This window comes from Spirosoma fluminis (assembly GCF_054778895.1).
The window spans coordinates 170,113-192,143 of record NZ_BAAGZD010000044.1 but is presented as its reverse complement, the minus strand read 5'-3'; the positions used below and the strand labels follow the sequence as shown (position 1 = coordinate 192,143).

At 52.2% G+C, this 22,031-nt stretch carries 19 protein-coding genes; 12 read left to right on the top strand and 7 right to left on the bottom strand.

Annotated elements, in window-relative coordinates:
• Positions 1 to 98 precede the first annotated feature (98 nt).
• Positions 99 to 1,157 (bottom strand): RagB/SusD family nutrient uptake outer membrane protein, encoded by a 1,059-nt coding sequence (locus ACYVBJ_RS27160; RefSeq protein WP_460985433.1) that lies wholly within the window; start codon positions 1,155 to 1,157, stop codon positions 99 to 101.
• Between the two features lie 5 nt (positions 1,158 to 1,162).
• On the bottom strand, positions 1,163 to 4,339 hold the full coding sequence (locus tag ACYVBJ_RS27155) for a SusC/RagA family TonB-linked outer membrane protein (RefSeq protein ID WP_460985432.1): 3,177 nt from the start codon (positions 4,337 to 4,339) through the stop codon (positions 1,163 to 1,165).
• Between the two features lie 272 nt (positions 4,340 to 4,611).
• Between ACYVBJ_RS27155 and ACYVBJ_RS27150 the strand changes: the two genes are divergently transcribed.
• Entirely contained in the window at positions 4,612 to 5,535 is a 924-nt protein-coding gene (locus ACYVBJ_RS27150) for an AraC family transcriptional regulator (protein WP_460985431.1), read from the top strand.
• A 46-nt stretch (positions 5,536 to 5,581) separates the two neighbouring features.
• Here ACYVBJ_RS27150 and ACYVBJ_RS27145 read toward each other — a convergent pair whose 3' ends face one another.
• Positions 5,582 to 7,102, bottom strand: coding sequence for an arabinose isomerase (locus tag ACYVBJ_RS27145; RefSeq protein ID WP_460985430.1), 1,521 nt, complete (start codon positions 7,100 to 7,102; stop codon positions 5,582 to 5,584).
• Between the two features lie 748 nt (positions 7,103 to 7,850).
• Between ACYVBJ_RS27145 and ACYVBJ_RS27140 the strand changes: the two genes are divergently transcribed.
• The 3 genes from ACYVBJ_RS27140 to ACYVBJ_RS27130 all read left to right on the top strand — a co-directional run bounded on the left by ACYVBJ_RS27140 (position 7,851) and on the right by ACYVBJ_RS27130 (position 10,650).
• Positions 7,851 to 9,374 (top strand): vitamin K epoxide reductase family protein, encoded by a 1,524-nt coding sequence (locus ACYVBJ_RS27140; protein ID WP_460985429.1) that lies wholly within the window; start codon positions 7,851 to 7,853, stop codon positions 9,372 to 9,374.
• 252 nt (positions 9,375 to 9,626) lie between these two features.
• A complete protein-coding gene (locus ACYVBJ_RS27135; RefSeq protein ID WP_460985428.1) occupies positions 9,627 to 10,124 on the top strand; it encodes a hypothetical protein in 498 nt (165 codons plus the stop codon).
• Between the two features lie 313 nt (positions 10,125 to 10,437).
• Positions 10,438 to 10,650 carry a hypothetical protein gene (locus ACYVBJ_RS27130; protein ID WP_460985427.1) on the top strand — a complete coding sequence of 71 codons (213 nt, stop codon included), beginning with the start codon at positions 10,438 to 10,440 and terminating at the stop codon, positions 10,648 to 10,650.
• Positions 10,651 to 10,763: 113 nt separating this feature from the next.
• Here the strand turns inward: ACYVBJ_RS27130 and ACYVBJ_RS27125 are convergent, their stop codons facing one another.
• The 3 genes from ACYVBJ_RS27125 to ACYVBJ_RS27115 all read right to left on the bottom strand — a co-directional run bounded on the left by ACYVBJ_RS27125 (position 10,764) and on the right by ACYVBJ_RS27115 (position 12,781).
• The gene (locus ACYVBJ_RS27125; protein WP_460985426.1) at positions 10,764 to 11,174 is read right to left on the bottom strand and encodes a DUF2147 domain-containing protein; all 411 of its coding nucleotides are present in this window, start codon (positions 11,172 to 11,174) and stop codon (positions 10,764 to 10,766) included.
• 241 nt (positions 11,175 to 11,415) lie between these two features.
• A complete protein-coding gene (locus tag ACYVBJ_RS27120) occupies positions 11,416 to 12,402 on the bottom strand; it encodes an SDR family oxidoreductase (RefSeq protein ID WP_460985425.1) in 987 nt (328 codons plus the stop codon).
• Positions 12,403 to 12,628: 226 nt separating this feature from the next.
• Entirely contained in the window at positions 12,629 to 12,781 is a 153-nt protein-coding gene (locus ACYVBJ_RS27115) for a hypothetical protein (RefSeq protein WP_460985424.1), read from the bottom strand.
• 157 nt (positions 12,782 to 12,938) lie between these two features.
• On the opposite strand from ACYVBJ_RS27115, the gene ACYVBJ_RS27110 reads away from it, so the two are divergent.
• The 8 genes from ACYVBJ_RS27110 (at position 12,939) to ACYVBJ_RS27075 (ending at position 21,258) form a co-directional block, all read left to right on the top strand.
• Positions 12,939 to 14,675, top strand: a complete 1,737-nt coding sequence (locus ACYVBJ_RS27110) for an APC family permease (RefSeq protein WP_460985423.1) — start codon at positions 12,939 to 12,941, stop codon at positions 14,673 to 14,675.
• Positions 14,676 to 15,005: 330 nt separating this feature from the next.
• Positions 15,006 to 16,337 (top strand): DUF2254 domain-containing protein, encoded by a 1,332-nt coding sequence (locus ACYVBJ_RS27105; RefSeq protein ID WP_460985422.1) that lies wholly within the window; start codon positions 15,006 to 15,008, stop codon positions 16,335 to 16,337.
• Positions 16,338 to 16,497: 160 nt separating this feature from the next.
• Complete coding sequence (locus ACYVBJ_RS27100; RefSeq protein ID WP_460985421.1) at positions 16,498 to 17,037, top strand: hypothetical protein; 540 nt, start codon at positions 16,498 to 16,500, stop codon at positions 17,035 to 17,037.
• 239 nt (positions 17,038 to 17,276) lie between these two features.
• The gene (locus ACYVBJ_RS27095) at positions 17,277 to 18,188 is read left to right on the top strand and encodes a sensor histidine kinase (protein ID WP_460985420.1); all 912 of its coding nucleotides are present in this window, start codon (positions 17,277 to 17,279) and stop codon (positions 18,186 to 18,188) included.
• On the top strand, positions 18,185 to 19,258 hold the full coding sequence (locus ACYVBJ_RS27090) for a response regulator (protein WP_460985419.1): 1,074 nt from the start codon (positions 18,185 to 18,187) through the stop codon (positions 19,256 to 19,258). Before ACYVBJ_RS27095 ends, ACYVBJ_RS27090 begins: the two co-directional genes overlap by 4 nt.
• 117 nt (positions 19,259 to 19,375) lie before the next feature.
• Positions 19,376 to 20,257 carry a lysophospholipid acyltransferase family protein gene (locus ACYVBJ_RS27085; protein ID WP_460985418.1) on the top strand — a complete coding sequence of 294 codons (882 nt, stop codon included), beginning with the start codon at positions 19,376 to 19,378 and terminating at the stop codon, positions 20,255 to 20,257.
• A gap of 94 nt (positions 20,258 to 20,351) precedes the next feature.
• Entirely contained in the window at positions 20,352 to 20,711 is a 360-nt protein-coding gene (locus ACYVBJ_RS27080; protein WP_460985417.1) for a hypothetical protein, read from the top strand.
• Positions 20,712 to 20,784: 73 nt separating this feature from the next.
• A complete protein-coding gene (locus tag ACYVBJ_RS27075) occupies positions 20,785 to 21,258 on the top strand; it encodes a response regulator (RefSeq protein ID WP_460985416.1) in 474 nt (157 codons plus the stop codon).
• Positions 21,259 to 21,276: 18 nt separating this feature from the next.
• Here ACYVBJ_RS27075 and ACYVBJ_RS27070 read toward each other — a convergent pair whose 3' ends face one another.
• The gene (locus ACYVBJ_RS27070; protein ID WP_460985415.1) at positions 21,277 to 21,996 is read right to left on the bottom strand and encodes an ATP-binding protein; all 720 of its coding nucleotides are present in this window, start codon (positions 21,994 to 21,996) and stop codon (positions 21,277 to 21,279) included.
• Positions 21,997 to 22,031: the final 35 nt, after the last annotated feature.

The following is a 22,031-nucleotide window of genomic DNA, read 5'->3' as shown; positions in this document are numbered from 1 at the left end:
ACGGCTGGCTCACGTTCCCACCCCTAGCGATCAGGCTCCTACTTTATTGACAGACTTGATTCCCTTTCCCGCTATTCAAACCGCTACCTAAACGACTATTATTTTGCTCTTTTATATTCCACATAATTGATGATGTAGGGAATGTCCACGACCTTACCGTTCAGGGTATAGCTCGTTTTCAGCGAAGCATCCTTACGCACGTCACCGGGTTCGTAGGCGGCAATCAGATCGTTGGTCGGGATGTTTCGCCCACCGGGCGGGGTATTGGCAAAGCCGGTTACGGCGGCCGCCGATGCGCGGGGCGCGAACGTGTATGCAAAACTGCTCCATTCGCCCAGATCATTACCCCCCTGGTACTGAACCTCGAATATGGATTCGGGACCGTTCTTTCTGGCCGGATTGAAATTATCCGCGTACACCGGGTTCAGTGAGTAGCCGGTCACCTGTTTCAGGGTCGATACGGCCTCGGCGTATTTTTTCTGTGTCAGATAGACTTTACCCAGCAGAGCCAGGGCCGCGCCCTTGGTGGCACTGCCCGTTAGAGCCGCCGGGTAGGTGGCTGGTAAGCCAGCGGCCGCTTCTTTCAGATCCTTTTCAATCTGCGCCCACACCTCAGCCTGCGGGGAGCGGACCAGATCAAAGGCTTGGTTAGGATTGGCCACCGTCGAGGTGAGCAGGACCACGTCGCCGAAATACTGCACCAGATCGAAATAGAAATAGGCGCGCAGAAACTTCAACTGCCCTTCGATGGGCGTCCTTTTGGTCGGCTCAAGATCACTGGTAGCCAACTTCTCCAAGGTATAATTCGAATTGTACAGGGCGGAATAGTATTGATTCCAGAGACCACCGATTTCGGTATTACCCGCGTTAACGGTTGAGAATTCAAAGGCTTCCCAACGCACGGCATCCCCCCGATCGGCCGGGTTAAGATCGACCGTGGTATTATCAGAAGGCAGTTCCTTAAAGATGTAGGCGGAATTCGTGATCGACTGTAATTGGCCGTACACCCCGTTGAGTGCCTGTCGGAACTGCGTTTCGTTCTTGTAAAAGACCCCGGTGCTAATCCGGGTCGGGTCCGTCGTCACCAGAAAGTCTTCCTTGCACGAGAACTGCCCCAGGCAAAGAAACAGGGCTACGAAAGAGAGTTTTTTGTTCATGGCGATTAGAAGTTAAGCTTGATGCCGGTGGCAATGGTTCGGGGAACGGGGTAAGCCTCATCATCAATGTTGGGCTCGGTCGTACTACGGGTGCTCACGTCGGGATTACTGCCCGGATAGTTGGTGAAGAGGAACAGGTTGTTGCCGGTGACAAAAATCCGGGCACCGCTCAGCACCGATTTGAACTTCGGCAGATTATAACCAATAGTTATGGTTTTCAGCCACACGTAGCTGGCATCGTATACGTAGCGGTTGCTGCTCTCGCGCGACCATTTAAAGTAGCTCGTCCCTCCCTGTGAGTGTACATCGCCCGGATTTGGTCCCGGATTTTCGGCGGAGCGCCACCGATCCTTTGCCTTCGTCTGCACGTTGAACACGCCGTCCATATTCATCGTCGATGACTCGATGTTGCGGTAAATATCAAAGTTCTGGGCACCGAGAAACAGCACGTTGACATCAAACCGTTTGTAATCCCCCGCCAGGGTCCAGGCCCAGGTAAAAGCCGGATTGGGATTGCCAATTTCAACCATGTCCTTGGTATCGTAGGAGATGACGCCGTCGCCGTTCGTATCGGCAAACTTCATTGCGCCGGGAATGGCCCCATCCTGCTTAGGCGCGGCATCAATTTCGGTCTGGGTGTTAAATATGCCTGTTTTCTGGTAGCCATAGATCATGCCCACCGGACGACCCACCTTCTGAACGCTGTACCCACTGTAGAATTCGCCGTAGTACAGCGCATCGTTAGATCCCTTGATGGCCAGAATCTTGTTACGGTTGAAACTGATATTAGCGTTGGTGCGGAAGTTGAACTGGCCAAAGTTGGTGCGGTACTCAGCCCCCACCTCAAACCCATGATTTTCTACTTTACCAATGTTCGCTAAACTGGTGGTGAAGCCAGAAACCGCCGGTATTGACACCGGCAACAGCATGTCGTTGGTTATTTTCTTATAATACTCGACGTTGAAAATCAGTTTGCTGTTAAAAAGGGCCAGATCCATCCCGATATCGACCTGATTCGATTTTTCCCATTTCAAATCCTGATTGGCAAACGAGTTGACGTTTTTGCCGGGAACGAACGTATTGCCCAGAATATAGTTGTTGGCCCCCACGAATGCCAGACTGGGGTAGTTGCCGATGGCATTATTGCCCGTTACCCCCCAACTCGCCCGGAGTTTCAGATCGGATAGCCACGCCGTTTTTGGCATAAAAGATTCTTCGGTCAACCGCCAGCCGATAGAGGCTGCCGGGAAGTCGCCGTACTTGCTGTTGGCCCCGAAGCGCGAACTGCCTTCCCGCCGGTACGACGCCGAGAATAAGTACTTGTCTTTGTACGAGTAGTTCACCCGGCTCAGGAAAGCCAGTAGTGACCATCCAAACTCGTAGGAGTTAGCCGACCGGATGGACGCCGAGCCTAGAAACGGCACTAAATCATCGGGGAATGTATTCCCGGTACCTGTAATACCACGCACGCGTTCCTGCTGCGCGGTGTACCCCGCCAATATATCAAGGTTATGGTTAGCGGGTAGCTGCGGTTTAAACGTCAATAGCTGATCGAGTGAATAATTCGTCAACTCCTCCGTTTGGTCAGTTTCAGTGGCATTCCGGGGTGGTGCGCCCGACGAACCTGAGGCCACGCCCAAACCGATGGTTGAGGGGACGTATTCTTTATACGTATTGTTGTTCAGCCTGATGTTGGCAGACGTTTTGAACTTGAAATACTTTAAAAACGAAAGCTCGATAAATCCATTCGTTAGTAGATCAGCGATGTTTCGTCGGCGGTACACATTCTCCAGTACGTAAAGCGGGTTGGGAAACCCGAACACGCCATCGACCCCATTGATGTAAGGCACCAGTGCCCCGTCGGCATCGTAGGCCGCTGCCCGGGGGTCCATCACCAGCGCACTGCCCACAACGCCCCCCCGTCCAACGGTGTTGGCCAGATTCTGCCGGGTGTACGAGCCGTTGATGTTCAGGCCGAAGTTGATAAACTTATTCACCTGACCGCCCAGGTTGGTCCGCAGCGAGAAGCGGTCATAGTTCGTATTCTTGACAACCCCGTTTTCTTTGTAATAGCCCGCCGATACTAAGGCTTTGATGGGTCCCGTGCCCGACGAAATCGTCAGGTTCGCGTCGGAATATGGCGCGTTATCGCGCGTGATCAGATCAAACCAGTTGGTTGAATACTTATTCTGCTCCGGAAACCGGATGCCAATGGGAATCTCATCCTCTCTGGGCTCCCGGTTTTGAAGAATCCGGATCTGATCCTGGAAAATTTCTTTTTTGAACTGGGCGAATTCAAACCCGTTCATCATCGACGTCCGTCGCGACCTGGGTACGGTCTGAATGCCGTAGTCGAGGGCCAAATTGATATTGACTTTGCCGTCTTTAGCCTGTTTCGTGGTAATCAGAACTACGCCGTTGGAGCCTCTGGCCCCGTAGATGGCGGTCGAAGCGGCATCTTTCAGGACGGAGACGTTCTCAATGTCGTTCGGATTCAGGTTTTGCCCCACCGACGTACCCACCACAAACCCATCAATTACGTAGAGGGGGTCACTGCCGGCCCCCAGCGAACCAATGCCCCGCACTCGCACCTGAAACTCGCCACCGGGCGTACCGCTGGTTTGTTTTACTGTAACCCCCGGTGCCCGGCCCTGGAGAATCTGATTGGGGTTGTTGGCGGGCTGTTCACCCAAATCGCGCATGCTGATGACCGATATCGCCGAGGTTATATCCTGCCGACGCTGCGATCCGTACCCCACCACGACGACTTCGTTCAGGGTTTGATTGTCGGGCAACAGGGCCACGTTGAGGGAAGTCTGATTGCCCACCACGATCTCCTGTTTAACGTAACCCACAAAACTAAACACGAGCACGGCCGAAGCGTCGGGTACGGTGATGCGAAAACTACCTGTCCCGTCGGTCGTCGTGCCCTGCGAAGCACCCTTCAGGGCTACGGTGACGCCGGGCAATTCAGTCCCTTTCTCATCGACAACGCGTCCCGACACCGGGATGTCGACGGCCATCGAATGCGCAACTTCCGGTGTCCGAGCCGAAGCACTGAACAGCGGTTGCCCGGTGGGTAAAGCCGCCCCGTTGCGGGTGCCGACGGGCGACGGCTGCGCCAGTGTGTTGACGCTGAAAGCCGTCAAGCTGAGCAGCGTGAGCAGGTAAGTTTTCTTCATGATTATAAAGGGTTAATTAGAAAAGTGGCCTAAAAACACATGATATATACGCTCCCGGAAGGCAGCTAATCTGGTAACCGGAAACGTAATTAACCTGGATGAAAAAAGACAAACTGACCCGTCTAATTTGGGGATTCAGACCAAGTCAGTTATATAATTTTTCGCCGAGAAGAAGACTTTTTGTTGATATATTGCATAATTTACCACAAAAATAAGACTTTGATTATATCCGACTCAATGGACATTTTGTCTTATTGTTTGGCTTTTTTGATATGGATTTGTACCGCAAGTATTTCAACCAGCAGCAGTTAGCTATGCTGTCTGTCCAGACGCCGAGTTGGGGTGTCGATATTCTGACGATTGGACATAACGTGCACCCGGCTCGCAAAGCCTACCCGGATCACAACCACCCCAACCAGTACTGTTTCGACTGGCGTGAGGGCCGGACGCTCGATGAATTTCAGCTGGTGTATATCGCCAACGGGCAGGGCGTTTTCGAGTCGCAGACCATACCGCCCACCTTAGTGGAGGGCGGCACCGCTTTTTTGCTCTACCCCGGCGTATGGCACCGGTTCAAACCGTCCTACGAAGTCGGCTGGGAAGAACTTTGGGTGGGTTTCCGGGGGCATTACGCGGAGTATCTGATGCGTCAGGAGTGTTTCAGCCCGGAGCAATCCCTGATGTCCATTAGTCTGCGGTCAGAGCTGCTCAACGTGTTCACCCGGCTGATCGACACGCTTAAGTACGAAGGAACAGCCTACCAGCAGATCGCCACCTGTCAGGTCATTCAGCTACTGGGCCTGGTTTATACGTCGGCTCTAACAAGTGATACCAGCCGCAATCGCCGGGAGCAGATCGTGCATCAGATTCGGTACAAAATTCAGGGGGCCTGGGCGCAACCTATTGATTTCAAAAAGCTGGCCGAAGAAAATAACGTCAGCTACGTGTGGCTCCGAAAAGCGTTTAAGGAAGTGCTGGGCGTGCCCCCCGGGCAGTATCATCTGAATCTGAAAATCGACAAGGCGGTTCAGCTGCTTGGCGAAACGAACCTGTCGATTTCTGAGATTGCCTACCAGACGGGTTTTGACTCGCTCTTCTATTTTTCGAAGATCTTCCGCAAAAAGGTGGCCCTGTCTCCCTCGGAGTTTCGGGCGAAGCGGTTAGGGACAGGCCTTGAGAGAACTGCCGTCAGTTGATGCGGTAGCCGGTTGTCGGCAACGACGGACCGGTTCACTCATTCCCTTATCCAACCTGGATGACGTCGATACGAAGGAGCTGACCCAGTTTCTTTAGCTTCGACGCGATATGCCCCACGCCGACCGCGCAGTGATGCGCCGGGCCGTGGCTGTTCCAGTCGTTGACAAACTGGCGGGCACCCATCGGAAAGCGGTAACGGCTGTTGGTGTTGCCGATTTCCAGGATTGGCCCCGCCACCGACTCGCCTTCGGCGATTAACAAAAACAGCTTTCCCCGCCCGTCCTCGACCACCGACAGTAAGGTAACGGGACCGTTCTTGACCGACATTTCGACCGACAGCCCGGCCCCGACCTTGCCGTGGTAGACGTGTAGCGGGCGCACTTTGGTCCTGCCCTCGGCAATCCTGACGTGTCCCGGTCCATCGTGTCCCATCAGAACCACATCATCGGTGAAATCCAAGGCGTAGTATTCGGTGAAGGAGCCCCCCGCCCCGAACGTATCCATGATTTTCATGGCCTGCGCGTTCTTGATCTCGTATTCCCCCGCGACCGGTACGCCCCGCCCCGTCAGCAGCGACGTGCCGAGGATGATTGAACTCATGGTGTCGGCATTCGTGGGGTTTCCCGTTCCTTTGTGGTAGTAGGCCAGTGACCCCAACTGGTAGTTGGCGACCAGTTGATCTAAGGCTACCGAGGTGCGGGCGGCCCGGTCAAGCTCCGCCGGAGCGCAGTCGGCCTGCACCGCGAACTGATCAAAAAACAACTCGACCCGCTCCCGGATTGCCTGCTGGCTAACCCCTTCTTTCAGGGCGGAAAGTTCATCCACCTCCAGCACGATCATCTGCCCCCCAAACGTAATGGTTTGGAGCGTGGGGTCCGAGTAGATGTCCAGCATCCCGCTGTAGTAGTTGCCCATCAGCCCCAGGCGGTTGTGCGACATCACCTGCGCCACGTGCGCGGCTTCGATCCACTCGTCGATCTCGCGCCAGCAGACGGGATCATCCTGTAGCATACCAGTGACCTGGTGGAAGGAGATGCCCGCCCGGCGGAATACATTCGCAATTTCAGGCACCGGGCAGGCCGAGCAGTACGCCAGCCATTCGCCCGTCATCCGGGTGCGGTCGCTGAGCTGATTGAACGAGGTGTAATCAATGGCGGCATCGGGTGCCAGGTTAAGCAGAATGACCGGTACGTTGGCGCGCTGCACCACGGGCAAGACCGTGGCCGACAGCGCGTAGGTTGTCACGTAGATAAACAAGATATCCACGTCGGCCTGCCGGAAATAATGGCCCGCCTGCATGGCTTTGTCGGGCGTATCGACCAGCCCGATGTTGACGACCTGCGCGTAAGGGCGCTGTAATTTCTGGGCCACCTGCTGCAGATAATCCAGTAAGCGATTTTCCAGCCCGTCGAACTGCGGCCAGTAGGCATCTAGGCCAATGCCAAACAGCCCCACCTTCAGGGCGGGTCGAACGGTTTGCGTGCCGTTCATGGGTAGTAAGTGGGGGGCAGTCTGTAACGTAGTCATGGCGTAGCGTGCGGCCTGTTTAGTATTGGCAGGAAACAAAGCAATATAAGTTCAGGCCAAAGGAAGCATCTGACACTAGCTAATCCAATAGACGTTTTGGTTTATCCTTTGCCCGTTTTGATAGTGAACTGCCCAAGGATAGATACCAGTGGGACAGAAATTTAGGGGTACGTCATTAACCTGAGTCAGGCACGGGTTGTTCACTCTGCCGGTCCATCAATGGTAGCGACCCGGGCATCAGCTACAACTAAACAAGATGGGTAGCTTGCCCGATGACGAGCCGTATCGTCTGAATGATTGCTATCATGCAGCAGGGGATTCACCTAAAGTGGCGCTGAACCGACAAACTTACCCACCTAAGACGCTAAAACGGCTGACGCACCGTAGCTACTGGTACAATGGATGTCATGGCGCTGTCTGATAAGGACCGGAAATTTTCAGGTATGGTATCATAGGCAGGCAACCCCACCCCACTGACGACCTTTGTTCTTTCTGAACAGCGGCTCCATCAGTGCGTTGGAAATACCCCCCCAAATCTACTCAGCCGTGGTGGCTCATGCATCTTTGCCATGGTTGCTCCACCCTGATGGGTATACTTCTGCTTAGTTATTCTTTCCAGGCCAAAAGCCTGCATAAGGGTCTTGGTTGCGGGCTGGAATAGCCTAAGCGTCTACCCGAAAAAAGCTCCGCTAACGAATTTTTACAGTGCCTGTACAGAATCCGCCTATCATTGGGACTTAGTATTGAGTTAAAGGCGTACAGAATCACCTTAAAAGCAGACTATACTATGGATCAGGACATGGGAAGCCGGGGTGTGGCCCGGCCAATGATGCATGAGCACAAACACCCGGCCAATGGTCAAATGAAGGACATGAAGATGAGCGATCAGGACGAAGATATGATGATGAGTCTTGAACAGCGGATGGCCATGCTCCGGATGCACCAGAAACAAACTTTATGGGTCTATTGGCTGGTAGTGATTCTGGGTTTCTGGACCATTCTGTCGCCCCTCACCTTCGACTACGCTAAACAAACCGTCCTGCCCAGCGGGGGGCGTTCGGTCTGGATTTCCCTGGCCGACCGCCTGCTGGTGCTCAAATGGAGTGATATTGTCTGTGGTACGTTGCTGGTCATTTTTGGCTACCGTTCCCTGACGCCTAACCGACCCATCAGCGTCTGGATTTGCTGTTTTGTGGGCATCTGGTTGAGCATGGCTCCGCTGTTTCTGTGGTCGCCATCGGCGGCCAATTACCTCAATGATACGTTGGTGGGTACGCTGGTCATGGGCCTGACGGTATTGATTCCGGGAATGCCCAACATGATTCTCTACATGGAAATGGGCCCCGATACGCCCCCCGGCTGGAGCTACAACCCTTCGAGCTGGCCCCAGCGCTGGATCATGATCGTGACGGGTTTTCTGGGCTGGATGGTATCACGTTACCTGGCGGCTTTTCAACTAGGCTATATCGACCACTCCTGGGATCCATTTTTTAGCGACAGTACGCTCCAGGTGTTAAACTCCGCCATGTCGCACTCGCTGCCCGTATCCGATGCCGGGCTGGGCTCACTGGCTTATACCTTTGAGTTTCTGATGGGCTTCATGGGTAGTTCGGCCCGCTGGCGTACCATGCCCTGGATGGTGACCTTCTTTGGTATCCTGGTTATTCCGTTGGGCTTCGTGCATATTTTCCTGGTGATTTCCCAGCCTATTCTGGTCGGGCACTGGTGCACGTTCTGTATCCTAGCGGCTTCCATCATGCTGCCGATGCTACCCCTGGAAATAGACGAGGTGATTGCCATGATTCAGTACATGATCCGGCAAACCAGAAAAGGCGAAGGGTTCTGGAAGGTATTCTGGAAGGGGGGCGGCATCGACGAAGGCGAGATGGACAAACGCTCCCCCGAGCTGATTAGCTACCCTCAGCAGAGTGGTGCTGTTTTCCAGGCGTCGATCTGGGGCATGAGTTTTCCCTGGACACTGACCGTATCAATGCTGCTGGGCATCTGGCTGGTTTTTTCACCCTACGTCTTTGGCGTTCCAATTCAGACGCCAGCCGCCAGTCTGAGTCATCTCTGCGGGTCGCTGGTCGTCGTCATTTCCGTGCTTTGCATGGGTGAAGTGCTGCGTATTGGTCGGTATCTGAACGTACTGCTGGGGCTGGCCGCAGCGGGGGGCATCTGGTTTACGGGCAACGCACCCACGGCCCTAGCAATTAATTGTCTGGTTGTCGGACTTTTACTGGCCGGGTTAGCCGTTCCGCGTGGCCAAATAACCGAACACTACGGTAGCTGGGATAAGTATGTGAACTAATCCTGTCAAAAAAATGATGGCTCGAAAAGCCGGTGGCTCTTGCCGCCCAGATACTCGCTCTGGAAAAGCGCAGTTTCGTAAAGAAAATAGCTGATTTGATTAAGTTACCTACATAAAGCTTTGAGAAATTGAATACGTTTAAGAAGCCTTGACAATCCGGTTAAAGTCACTGTGTACCAAATAATAAACGAGTTTCAGGAAATACTTTGATCTTATTTTATCTAATCACACAAGTTAAATTCCTTTCCGGTCATGAAAACATCTATCCTTCTCTCAGCTAGTCTTCTGTTAGTAAGCGTAGCCACTATTGCCCAACCGACAATTGGACAAATCAATTCTACTGCTGCCACTATAAATTCAGCGGCTTATAGCGCGGCTAATGTAAATTCAGCAGTCAACAATACAGGGCAAGCGGTTAAAGGCACAGTCAGTACGATGAAGGAAATAGGCTCATTTTTTAAAAAGAAGGAGAAAGTTGCCGAACCAGTCAAAGAAGTAACGGCCAATACTGTTTTATTGACAATTGCGGGGATTGACTATACAAAGCTTAAAGTGATAGAAGACGCTATCAAACCGATCGAAGGGGTGAAATCAACTACAAAAAAATTCAGCGCCAGCGGTTCTACTATTGAAGTGGCCTACGCGGGTAAAGATGATCAATTGTGGGATGCTATACCCGAAACGATAAAAGCGACGTTGACCCTAACTGACCTGGGCAGCGGGGTGATTGCTTTAGAGCAGAAGAAATAAGTATAAGCCAGATTGCAAGATCAGTCTGAATCAAAGTAAGCCCGTCTAAAGGCAAAGACGAACAAAAACAATTTCAGCAATACCCATTCCGGTAATGCCTACGGCCATATTGATGACGTAGTGGATGCCATCCGGCTGGCAATTGAGAAGCGCCATTGACTGGCGCCGGAAACCATTTTCAACATCGGTGAAGAAATTCCGTTAGTTACGCTCAGATTCAGGAGAAAACCGGACAGATTCTCTACGGCACCGACTGGACGACCACTGAACTGCCCAAACTGCTGGCTGAAGCGGGGCCTACGCGCAGGATCTGGTGGGCGATCCGTTCATCAAACCCTGGATGATCGACCGGGCCGACGACCATTACGAACTCAACATCGACAAAGCCAGGCAGCAACTAAACTGGCAGCCGCGATATACGCTAATGATAGTCCTGCCCACGATCATTGAAAACGTACAGGCCCATCCGGTCGTCTGGCACAAAGAAAACGGCCCTGACCTGCCGGAAGCGCTAAACAATAAGTAGGATGGGTAAATGATCGGACCCTTGTTTACCCATCCTGGCAGCACTTTGAATTACGTTTAGGCGATAGAAAAAAGGGGTTCTTTTACTTCCTGCGGAAAAGCGCCCACCGATACCTAGTGTTTTACCTGTTTGGTCATGGTGAATTTTCGGTGAAACAGTTTGATACCTTTGTAAATGGTTACGTTTATAGTACCCGATTCTTTCATGTGTACCTCAGCGCTCAAATGCATGCCTGTTTTCGGATGAATTAATTGTCCGCCCGTCCAGACCTCTCCATCATAGTGGAGATCACGAATGAGAATAGCCCCTTTTACCAGGCCAAAATTTTCCTCACCAGCTTGGTCTACCTCGGCAACGCGAACAAAATAGAGGTCTCCTTTTCGGAAAATATCGACACTGGATCCCCGGGAAGGAAATAGCCATCGGCCTATGATCTGGTCGGCCTGACTGTCCACTACAACACCCGATGGAGAGAAAACCGATGCGACACAGCTGAAAAGATACCAACAGACAACTAATTTCATAATAAACTGGATTCAAAATTTGAAACGCAATGAAGCGAATGACAGAGTACCGTTGATCAGGGCTGAAACGGTCTTACAGGCGACCGCGTCAGTTGACATATAAGCCAGCAAGTCTTAAACCCAACCTAGAGCAACTGTCATATCCGGTTCCTCCTGGCAACACCATATAAACAGAGCTGTATAGCTAGTAAAGACGGGTTAAGAAGCTGCGTAAGCCTCCCTTTTTGCCTGCTGCATCTTCTTATAATTTTCGGCCCAACAACACCCCTGCTATCAGGGCCAGCCCAAAAGCCGCTAAGGGCAGTTTATTTTTAGCCGCCCAGAACTCCGGACTAAACGACCAGGACTGTTCCGTAAACGGACCATGTGCGCCATGGTCGCCGGGAATAGGCTCCCACAGGTTATCCTGCCGGTCGGGGTCGGCGGGTTGGTCGGTCATCTGGCCATCGAAGCCGGTTCGGGCCAGTTGCCAGTCGGCGAAAGAAGGCGCAATCTTGTTGCCAACTATCGCTTCGACCGTGGGCCAGCCAATGTAATATTCCCGGTGATTGTTCTTACTGGCATACACAACGCCCCGAGCCGCCACTTCCGGCTGATAAATCGTACCCATAGGGCGGGGTTTGCGGGGTAATCTGCTCCGCACGAAGCCAAACTGGGTGGTGTTCATGGCGGGCAGTTGCACCATGCAGGTTTTTATTTCGCTTTTATCGTGCAACAGTTCAGCCCGGAGTGAATCATAAAAACCGTTGATGGCGTGTTTAGACGCGCAATACGCCGATTGCAGCGGAATACCCCGGTAAGCCAGTGCCGAGCCGACGAAAACGATACTGCCCCGGTTGCGCGGCTGCATTCGTTTCAGAGCGGCCAGCGCCCCATAGACCTGCCCCAGATACGTGACTTCCGTTACGCGTTTGTATTCTTCCGGCTTCATTTGGTTGATGGGCGAGAACACGCTGTTCATGGCGTTGTTGACCCACACGTCGATTGGCCCCAGTTTCTCTTCGATTTTACTGGCGGCTTTCTCAATCGCTGCGGCATCCGCTACGTCGAGCTGACAGATCAGGGCTTTTCCGCCACAGGCTTCTACTTCTTTTTTGGCACCTTCCAGCCCATCGATGCCACGGGCAATCAGGGCCACATCGGCACCCTCTTTGGCAAATTCCCGGACAATGGCCCGGCCTAGTCCGGCCGAAGCGCCGGTCACTACTACTACTTTTTTAGTTTCCATACCGTTGTGTTTGGCGTAATTAACTTATAACTGATTTTTTTTCGACAGGATTAACAGGAAAGCTTTTTAAACTAACATTCTACAAGATAACTACGGTAGTCATTTGGCCTGCTCCACCCCTAAATCTTACCCTGGGGGCCATTGCCGATGCGCTGACCCAGCGGTTAAACCATATTTTCCTGCGGGATCAGGCAGGCCAACGGACCGTTTTGGCGATAAACCGAAATTACAAACCGACCCGCATGTCAAGGACCATATCTGGTTTCAAAAGTACTTCAACGGCGACACCGGCCATGGCCTGGGGGCCTGCCACCAGACGGGCTGGACGGGCCTGATTGCCAAACTCCTGGAACGTAACAATTGAATCAGCCTGAGCCATCGTTCACTCATAGAATCCGGTCACTACATTGATTGACCCACTGTTGTACCGGCTTGAAAAAGCAGTAGTTGTAACGAATTTGTTACGGATAAAATCAAATAATCAGCAGAACGCTTAGTATTGTTTACCTTCGGCAAAATACTAACAAACGTTACGAATGAGCACACACACCAAACTTAGTGAACTGCCTGCCACCGCCATCTGTGGTAACGACATTAGTTCCTCGTGTCTCTACGTATCAGCACTGAGTATTTTATATGCCGGTCAATACGCCTGGATTTCGCTGCTCCTGGTGGGCGGTACGTTGTTTTTGTTTCGAAAAATTTACGGCGAAGTGGTCGGCGCGTTACCGCTCAATGGCGGGGCTTACAACGTCCTGCTCAACTCAGCCAACAAGTCGGCGGCTTCGCTGGCAGCCTGTCTGACTATCCTCTCCTACGTAGCGACGAGTGTCATTTCGGCTAATGAAGCCATTCATTACGCGGTTTCGTTCTTCCCGACAGTACCGATTATGGTCGGCACCGTGGGCCTTTTACTGCTGTTTTTTCTGCTCAACTTACTGGGGCTTAAAGAGTCATCGAAAGCCGCCATCATCATCTTTCTTATCCATTTAGCCACGCTGGTTGTCTTATGTGTGGTTTGTGGGTGGTACGTACTCACCAATGGTGTGAGCCAGTTTTCAGTCAATTTTGCTGCGAAATCCGAGCATAGTATTTCCTTTCAGCTTTTTGCGGGCTTTGCGGCAGCCATGCTGGGTATTTCGGGCTTCGAAAGCTCGGCCAACTATGTCGAAGAACAGGACCGGGGTGTTTTTCCGAAAACGTTGCGCAATATGTGGATTATCGTAACGGTGTTTAATCCGCTGATTGCCCTCCTGGCTTTAAGTATCATGCCGATTGGCGAAGTGCGTAACCATCAGGAATCCCTGCTGGCGTTTATGGGTGAGCGTTCTGGTGGCCAGTGGCTTTCGTGGCTGGTTTCCTTCGATGCTATGCTGGTATTAAGCGGGGCCGTTCTCACTTCGTTTGTGGGGGTCAGTGGACTGATGAAACGGATGACGCTGGATCGGATTTTCCCCCAGTTTTTCCTGAAAGAAAATAGCCGTCAGGCCCCCTACTACATTCTTTTCCTGTTTTTTGCACTCTGTGTGGCTATTTTGTTAAGCACGAGCGGAAACCTGCAGGCGCTGGCGGGAGTCTATACCATTTCATTCCTGTCAGTGATGGGCTTGTTCGGCATTGGGAATCTGCTGCTCAAACTCCGCCGAAAACGACTGCCCCGTCCCGAAAAAGCCACCGTTAGTTCAGTATTGCTGGCGCTGATTGCGGTGACCATCGCACTTTTGGGTAACGTCATGCTGAACCCGAAGTACGTCTGGGTCTTTTTTGAATACTTTATACCTACCTTCTTGATTGCCCTGATGATGATGGACCGGTCGCTGATCTTAACGGGTTTTTTATCGGTGATTTTATATTTGTTCAGACCGCTTAAACGGAGCATCGAGCGATTGACGAGCTGGACGAACCAGACCATTAAAGAAATCAACGATCAGGAGTTTATCTTTTTTTCGAAGGGAGACGATATAGCCTCATTGAATCGAGTCATGATTTATATTCAGGGTAACGAGGAAACCAACCGGCTGCGTATTGTAACGATTGAGAATGAGCATTTTAAAGCACCGGAACACCTGCACCGGGACATCGAAACCCTGGACCGTGCCTACCCTGAGATTGACATAACGTATGAACGGATCAATGGCTATTTTGGTCCTGAACTGATTCAGGAGCTATGCGAAAAATGGTGTATACCGACTAATTTCATGTTCATCGGCTCCCCCGGCCAGCGTTTCCAGTACCGCGTCGAAGAACTCGGTGGGGTACGGCTTATTATCTGATTAACTTTTTACGGTTAGCCTGCCTACATAAAATTTAGGCTGGCGCACAGGTGAACACCGTTTCGATAAGATACAATCTGGTACAATCGCCGAAGTCCTACAGGCCGGCGTCCGCGCGACGAACGGCATGGTCTATTCTGTCAAGCGGGTACTATAGCGGATTGTGAACAAAGGACTGATTGTTCGTTGAGAAGTATGGTCAAGCTGTCGTTTACTTGTACTATCACACTGTTGGTCAATCGGTTGATGAAGCGCTTTTATGTCTATCGACAGTCGATTCTAACTATTCGGCTGTGGGCCGGTTTGCTCAATAGACTTTAAACATTTCAGATGCCTACTCGATTTCGTCAATATTGGCAACAACTTCAGGAATCGCTCTGGTTTGTGCCGGGTCTGATGGTCCTGGCCTCCTTCGGGCTAGCCTACGGGCTGGTTGAATTTGATGCAACGACCAGTTGGCACGGTGCCAAACGATTCCCGCTCCTATTCGCTTCGGGGGCCGACGGCGCCCGGGGGATGTTGTCGGCCATTTCGGGCTCCATGCTGACCGTAGCAGCCCTGGCCTTTTCGCTTACTCTATCCACGATTTCGCAGGTGAGCAGTCAGTATTCGCCCAGGGTACTACGTAACTTTATGCGCGACCGGGTCAACCAGATTACCATAGGCTATTTCGTCGGTGTGTTTGGCTATTGCCTGATTGTACTGGGAACCATCCGGGGTACCGACGAGGTGAAGTTTGTGCCCTCAACGGCCGTGTTAGTAGGGCTGCTCCTGGCGCTGGGTGGTGTAGCGGCCCTGATCTTCTTTATTCATCACATCGCCGAATCGCTTCAGACGGGTACCATTGTTCAGCACATTTTTCACGAAACGGGCAAAGCGGTTAATGAGTTATTTCCCGACCAGTTTGGCGAACCGATTGATGACCCCCAGAAAGCCAAAGCCGCTTTACAGTACACCGACGGGCAAACGGGCTGGCATCCGGTAAAGGCCAGCCAGTCGGGTTATCTCCAACTAATCAATACCGACGGCTTACTCAAATGGGCGACTCGTAACCGGGTAGTACTACGTATCGAGAAAGAAATGGGTGCGTTTATCGGCGAAGGGACGGTGCTGTTCAGTGTTCGAAGTGATATGGAACGACCTGACCCGGAGGAAGCTGACTGGCCCGCTGATCTGATGGATTATGTCAGTATCGGCCGGCACCGCAACGTAGAGCAGGATGTCGCATTCGGCATTCAGCAGTTGGTCGACATCGCGTTGAAAGCACTCTCACCGGGTATCAACGATACAACTACCGCCATTATGGCCGTCGATTACCTCGGTGCCGTTAGCGAACAATTGGCCCAGCGCGAGTTTCCGGCCAGGCTGCGCTCCGACGGGAAGCACTTACGGGTACTGGTACGGAGTTCGGACTTCGATGCTTATATCCAACTGGCTTTCGACCTGCCCCGTATCAACGCAAAAGGAAACCACGCCGTACTCCGCAGACTACTTCGGGCGCTGGCGCTGGTAAACGAGGCTGTTTGCGACGACGACCGTAAGCCTGTTCTGAAGCAGCAGGCCGAACTGCTCATGGATTATGCCGAACAGACACTAAACACCGATTATGAAAAGCGGCAGGTGCGTGATCTATATAAAAAACTTATGAAAATCTGGTCATGAACGGCAGTTGATCTGGTAGAGTAATTCATTAAAGTCCCCCGCTTCTCCGGTTGCCCTGTTTCATTGGCATTATCTGCTTTTTTTATTTACTTAGTGGCATACCTGATGGATACTGGCCAGAGCAGACCGGTGTCGTTTGCGTCTTCAACCCAGTGATTCAATGCGTCAATCTCAGCCGCCCATGCCAGCCGATGCTCAGGACGAACTTTTTCCGTTCGATTGGTTAAGTACCGAGCCGGTCCGGATGCTGATCAATGCGGCTCCAACCGGGGTTGCTTTGCTGCAGGCGGTCCGCAACGTAACCGGCCAAATCGCTGACTTTCAGTATCGATTAGTCAACCCGATGCAACAGGCATTGACCAGCTATCCCGAACAGGATCTGATGCGTCAGCCTTTGACGGTGCTAAGCCCCGATGTGGTTGAAACAGGTGTGCTGGCGGAGTTAATCGAGGTGGTTTATTCAGGACAGCCCGGCTTATGGATAAAAGCGTATCGATTAGATGGGGAAGTTAGAAAGTACGATCAGCTTGCCCTGAAATCAGGAGATGGTGTGCTCCTCTTAATGCAGGATATTACGTACCGGCCTTTATCGGCCAGTGAGCACCGACAGCAGGCCGACCTGTTAGAAGCGATTCAACGGAAAGAATCCACCAGGTCTCTACGCGCCAGGTTAATCGCGCTGATTAGTGGAAAGACGTAGTACAGGACAAAAATCAATTGCCATCTGGCAGGCGTCATAGCCAAAGTTGATGGGCGTCATATCCTAATCGTTTATTAATAATCACCTTTGCCCAGGCACACTGCCTTCTTCGATACCTACGTTACTTATTAAATGGGCATCACGTCGATCCGAGATATGTACAGGAAATATACCGCAAATAAACGTACCGGCGCACTTTGATACGCTCCCTATGAACGGCTCCTTTATCAACCAAAACGATGAACGACCTACCCGCTGAACAACCTGAGGAAGACCACCAAGCCAGTCGTTCGCTGACTCAACTCGAACAGACAAACCGGGATCTGCTCCAGCAGATAGACGACTGTCGAAAGGAACTGGGTCGGGTTCAGGCCGCCCTGGGGGAAGCGCAGACCGTAGTGGCGCAGCGTCGTCAGCTGGAAGCAGAACAAGGCAGGCTGTTGGTGCAGGAACGGGAGTTAAATGAGTTAAAATCAAACTTTATTAACCTGGCGTCTCATGAGTTTCGTACGCCGATGATGACCATTCTCTCTTCGGCTTCGCTCATTGGCCGCTATAGTGGTTCGGAGGAGGGCGACAATCGGGAGCGCCATGTACAGCGTATTAAAGCCGCCGTGGGTAACCTGACCACAATGCTCGATGGGTTTCTGGCGATCAGCCGGGTCGATCAGTATGACTTGCAAAGCACTCCCCAGATGCTGGAGCTTACCGCACTGTGCCGGGAGGTGATTACGGCTGTGCAGGCCACAGCCAAACCCGGGCAGCACTTCCACTACCAGCCGCAAACGGGTACAGTGCGGCTCAGGCTGGATAAGCCGCTCCTGAAAAATAGTCTGTTTAATTTATTAACCAACGCCAGTAAGTACTCCGCCGATGGGACAGACATCCACTTAACCAGCACGATTCTAAACGGTCAGGTTGTTTTTACCGTAACCGATCAGGGAATCGGGATTCCCGATTCGGACAAAGACAAGTTGTTTACCCACTTTTTTCGCGCCCGGAATGCCATTCATATTCAGGGCGTGGGCCTGGGGCTGTATCTGGCCAAACGCTACGTGGACCTGCTGGGGGGATCCATTAGCTTTACGAGTGAGGTAGGCAAGGGAACGGCCTTTACGGTCCAACTGCCGTTACTGAGCGAGCGGGCATGAAAACGATTCTGGTTATCGAAGACAAACAGGAAGTTCGCGAAAACATCGCGGAGATATTGAAGCTAGCTCAATACCAGGTTGTTCAGGCTGAAAACGGCAGACAGGGCGTGGCACTCGCCCGCACGACCAGTCCCGATTTGATTCTATGCGACGTCATGATGCCCGAATTAGATGGCTATGGCGTTTTACATATTCTGACCAGAGATCCCAATACGGCCCGAATCCCTTTTATTTTTCTGACGGCAAAAATTGACCCCGAACATATCCGTAGCGGCATGAGTTTGGGAGCGGATGATTACCTGACCAAGCCCATCGACGACATTGACCTGCTGGCGGCTATCGAACTTCGGCTTAAAAAAGCCGAACAGTCGCATCGACCCATCGACCAACCCGGACTGACCGATTTTCTGGATACGTTCCGTCAGGCAGATGGGCTTCCGTATTCGACCCTTCGCTACCCCAAAAAACAAGTTCTGTACGCGGAAGGCGATACGCCGGCATATCTTTATTATATCCGGAGTGGGCAGGTCAAGCGTTTCAAAACGGACGCTTCCGCCAACCTATTCATCATGGCCTTAGCGGGCGAAGGTGATTTTGTCGGTTTGCCGGGCTTATTACAGGACACTCCCTATGGCGAATCCGCCGAAGTGCTGCTGGACGCGGAGATCTGTCTGATTCCGCAAGCCGAATTCCTGACGCTCTTAACGAATCATCCTGATATAGGGCTCTACTTCATGCGTCTGCTGGCCAACGAACTAAGCCAGCGCGACGAACGCCTGCTCAAACTGGCGTATCAGCCCGTCCGCAAACGGGTAACGGAGGCCCTGCTGCTGGTTCACCGGAAATTTTATGCTCATGTAGACGAGTCGAAGCGTAATATGGCCCTGCCGCGCGCTAACCAATCTTCGTCTATAACGTTGTCGCGGGAGAGCTGGGCTCAACTGGTGGGTGCGTCGATGGAAACCGTTATTCGGGTGCTGAGTGATCTACGGACCGAAGGGATGCTGGAGCTTTCGGGCAGTCAGATTACGCTACTGGACATTGACCGACTGACCCGGCTCAAACATTGACATGTCGATAAACATCAGGGGATATGTTGACATTGGTCAGTAAGGTGACTGATAGCCATCTTGGTTATCCGGTTTACAATCATAGGGTAAGCCAGATGAACGGGTGAACTTTGGCAAATGGGTAACTCAACGGCAACGGCCTCCAAAACTCCTGCTTTCACCTGGAATTGGCTCATCTGTATCGCGAAGGGTTTTTCTTTTATTGTGTTTGTGACACTGCGGTATGGACTCCGGTACCGATACAGGACGATTGTAACCAATCTGACGAACGCTTTTCCTGGCCAGTCAGCCCAGCAGTACAGGAAGCTGACGAATGCCTATTATCGACACATGAGTGATTTGTGCGTCGAACCGTTTTTATTCTTCTTCGCTTCTGCCCGGCAGCGGGCGCAACTGGCCCGTTTTACGAATCCTCATTTGCTGTCGGCTTTGCACCAGGCTCACCGTCCGGTCGTTCTGCTGGCGTCGCATTACGGAAATTGGGAATACCTGGCCAGACTACCTCAACTGACCGACTACCCGGTTTATACGGCCTATAGTCCCCTCAAAAACCGCTGGCTCGATCAGGTGCTGATTCGCTTACGGTCGCATCTGGGTATGCGAATGATTCCTAAACAAAGCTTTTACCGACAGGCTTTAACCGTACTGCAACAACCCGATGATTTACCTTTGCTGCTCCTGATTGCCGATCAGCGTCCCGGTCCCGGAAGTGCCAAATACCAGCTGCCGTTTCTCCATCAGGATACGGCCGTGCAGACCGGTGCAGAACGCATGGCGGTGTTGTCCAATGCAGCCGTGGTGAATATTGAGGCTCGTCAAACGGCTCGGTTTCAGTACCAATTTACCTTTCGGTTACTCTGTGAGCAGGCCAGCCGGACGGCACCGATGGCCATCACCCGACAGTATTATCAGGCCCTTGAACGGATTATTACCCAGGCACCTATGTACTGGTTATGGTCGCATAACCGGTGGAAAAACAGAGCTACTAATCTGGTGTAGTTAAACACCAATCTGATTTCCCCCGACTTCTTTCAGAGTATACGCATACCCGTCAGCTACCGCCGTAACGTGGCGGGTTTACCCACACGTTACGATGAAGCCATTAAACCAAATTATGGACCCAGCTATCGATGAATTAGCCGCTATCGGGCGCATTGTACAGGCGATTAAGCGCTTTCGCCAACAATGGCCCGACGTGCAGACGGCTCCTGAGCAGGCCAAAGACGCTTACCTGAAAAAGCATCTGTCAGACCAGGACTGGCTATTCTGGAAACAGCTTCAGCAAGCCCCGCCGGAGCCGCTTACGAATCCCCAGGCCCCCCCGCCCAAACCGGCCTTACCCTGTCCGCAATTTAAACGCTTACTGGGCCGATACAAGCGGGCAGTCTTCGAAGTCTATCAAAGGCAACTGCAATCTGATTTTGGGGATACCAATACGTTACCGCCCTGTTAATCAGTGTTCATTTGATCGTCGGGTCAGTCGAATGAACACTTTATAGTTACCCTCGTTCGAAACCTGCCCGATCATGAATGAACCCTACCGGCCACCGGCCACGACCCGGCGTAACGTACAGAGAACTAAAATTCTCATCATCGACGATAATGCAGATCAGTGCGATATAATCCAGACTGTGCTGCACGATTGTATGCCGGAGGTGGATTTGTTGATCGCTTCAACCGGGGAATCAGCGTTTGACCAGCTTCGTTACTGTCTGGATACTAAACAGAAATTGCCCCGATTGATTTTGTTAGATCTGTACCTGCCGCTCGCTGACGATGGCTTACGTATTATCGAACAGGTAAAGCGAAAGGATTCGCCTTACCGCTTGATTCCCATTACGCTGCTATCCCAGTCAACCCGGCAACCGGATGTTCAGCAGGGCTACGAGTTGGGTGCTAATTCCTACATTGTTAAACCGGCCAGTCATGCCCAGTGGCTGCTTTATGTAGAGTCTCTGCGGCAATACTGGTGGCATACAGTTACCCTGCCGCCGGGTTGAGCTACGTTCAGGACGGATCTACTCCGCCTGAGCGTCAGTCAGCAATTGATTAATCAGGTGGTTGGCTGCGCTCACATTCCGGCTAATCATATCCCGGTATCTTACCTCATCATCGTCCTTGATCACCTCCCGTAATATACTGGCTGCTGTGGCAATAATACCCAGGTAACTGTGCAGATCATGGGTGACCTGACGCAGACGATCCACGCGCTGGCTATTTCCCTGCTGGAGACGGTCAAGCTCGGCCTGAAGTGTTTTCATCTGCCCGTCGGCTCCTGTTTGCCGTAATTGATCAACCGGCAGGGCCATACCTCTGTTGACGGTCTTTGCCAGTTGACGTAGCTGCGTATATGCCTGGGCAATCACGCCGGGGAGCGTTTGGGGATAGCGTTCCAGGAAGTGCTGAATTTCTGTATCTAAACTATCATAGAAGTTGTCTAACTCCGCCAGCAGGTCCGTTAGCGGATAGCCGTGTTGCCACCGGTGAATCTGATGGTGACAGGCTCTTGCCACCAGATCGCTTTCCTGAAGCTCACCCGCAATACCCTGCGTAAAAAAAGTCAGCAGGGCCGGGAGCGGATCGACCAACTTCTCGCCGACCAGACGGGAGCCCTTTTGAATGGCTTTATCCGGCTTGCCTGTTATCGGCCACCGATTCAGGACCGTCTCCCGATGTGTAACCAGGTAGTCGGCTAATTGCCTGCATTGTCTTTTGTTATCCTCGGTTGAGCTGGTCATGGCTGAATTTGATTAGGTAGTCAATTGAGTCGCGA

Coding starts and splice junctions, on each gene's coding strand:
- ACYVBJ_RS27160 (WP_460985433.1), bottom strand. CDS start 1,157: ATGAACAAAAAACTCTCTTTCGTAGCCCTGTTTCTTTGCCTGGGGCAG.
- ACYVBJ_RS27100 (WP_460985421.1), top strand. CDS start 16,498: ATGCGTCAATCTCAGCCGCCCATGCCAGCCGATGCTCAGGACGAACTT.
- ACYVBJ_RS27115 (WP_460985424.1), bottom strand. CDS start 12,781: ATGGCTCAGGCTGATTCAATTGTTACGTTCCAGGAGTTTGGCAATCAG.
- ACYVBJ_RS27075 (WP_460985416.1), top strand. CDS start 20,785: ATGAATGAACCCTACCGGCCACCGGCCACGACCCGGCGTAACGTACAG.
- ACYVBJ_RS27090 (WP_460985419.1), top strand. CDS start 18,185: ATGAAAACGATTCTGGTTATCGAAGACAAACAGGAAGTTCGCGAAAAC.
- ACYVBJ_RS27085 (WP_460985418.1), top strand. CDS start 19,376: ATGGGTAACTCAACGGCAACGGCCTCCAAAACTCCTGCTTTCACCTGG.
- ACYVBJ_RS27140 (WP_460985429.1), top strand. CDS start 7,851: ATGGATCAGGACATGGGAAGCCGGGGTGTGGCCCGGCCAATGATGCAT.
- ACYVBJ_RS27150 (WP_460985431.1), top strand. CDS start 4,612: ATGGATTTGTACCGCAAGTATTTCAACCAGCAGCAGTTAGCTATGCTG.
- ACYVBJ_RS27155 (WP_460985432.1), bottom strand. CDS start 4,339: ATGAAGAAAACTTACCTGCTCACGCTGCTCAGCTTGACGGCTTTCAGC.
- ACYVBJ_RS27125 (WP_460985426.1), bottom strand. CDS start 11,174: ATGAAATTAGTTGTCTGTTGGTATCTTTTCAGCTGTGTCGCATCGGTT.
- ACYVBJ_RS27105 (WP_460985422.1), top strand. CDS start 15,006: ATGCCTACTCGATTTCGTCAATATTGGCAACAACTTCAGGAATCGCTC.
- ACYVBJ_RS27080 (WP_460985417.1), top strand. CDS start 20,352: ATGAAGCCATTAAACCAAATTATGGACCCAGCTATCGATGAATTAGCC.
- ACYVBJ_RS27070 (WP_460985415.1), bottom strand. CDS start 21,996: ATGACCAGCTCAACCGAGGATAACAAAAGACAATGCAGGCAATTAGCC.
- ACYVBJ_RS27135 (WP_460985428.1), top strand. CDS start 9,627: ATGAAAACATCTATCCTTCTCTCAGCTAGTCTTCTGTTAGTAAGCGTA.
- ACYVBJ_RS27120 (WP_460985425.1), bottom strand. CDS start 12,402: ATGGAAACTAAAAAAGTAGTAGTAGTGACCGGCGCTTCGGCCGGACTA.
- ACYVBJ_RS27095 (WP_460985420.1), top strand. CDS start 17,277: ATGAACGACCTACCCGCTGAACAACCTGAGGAAGACCACCAAGCCAGT.
- ACYVBJ_RS27110 (WP_460985423.1), top strand. CDS start 12,939: ATGAGCACACACACCAAACTTAGTGAACTGCCTGCCACCGCCATCTGT.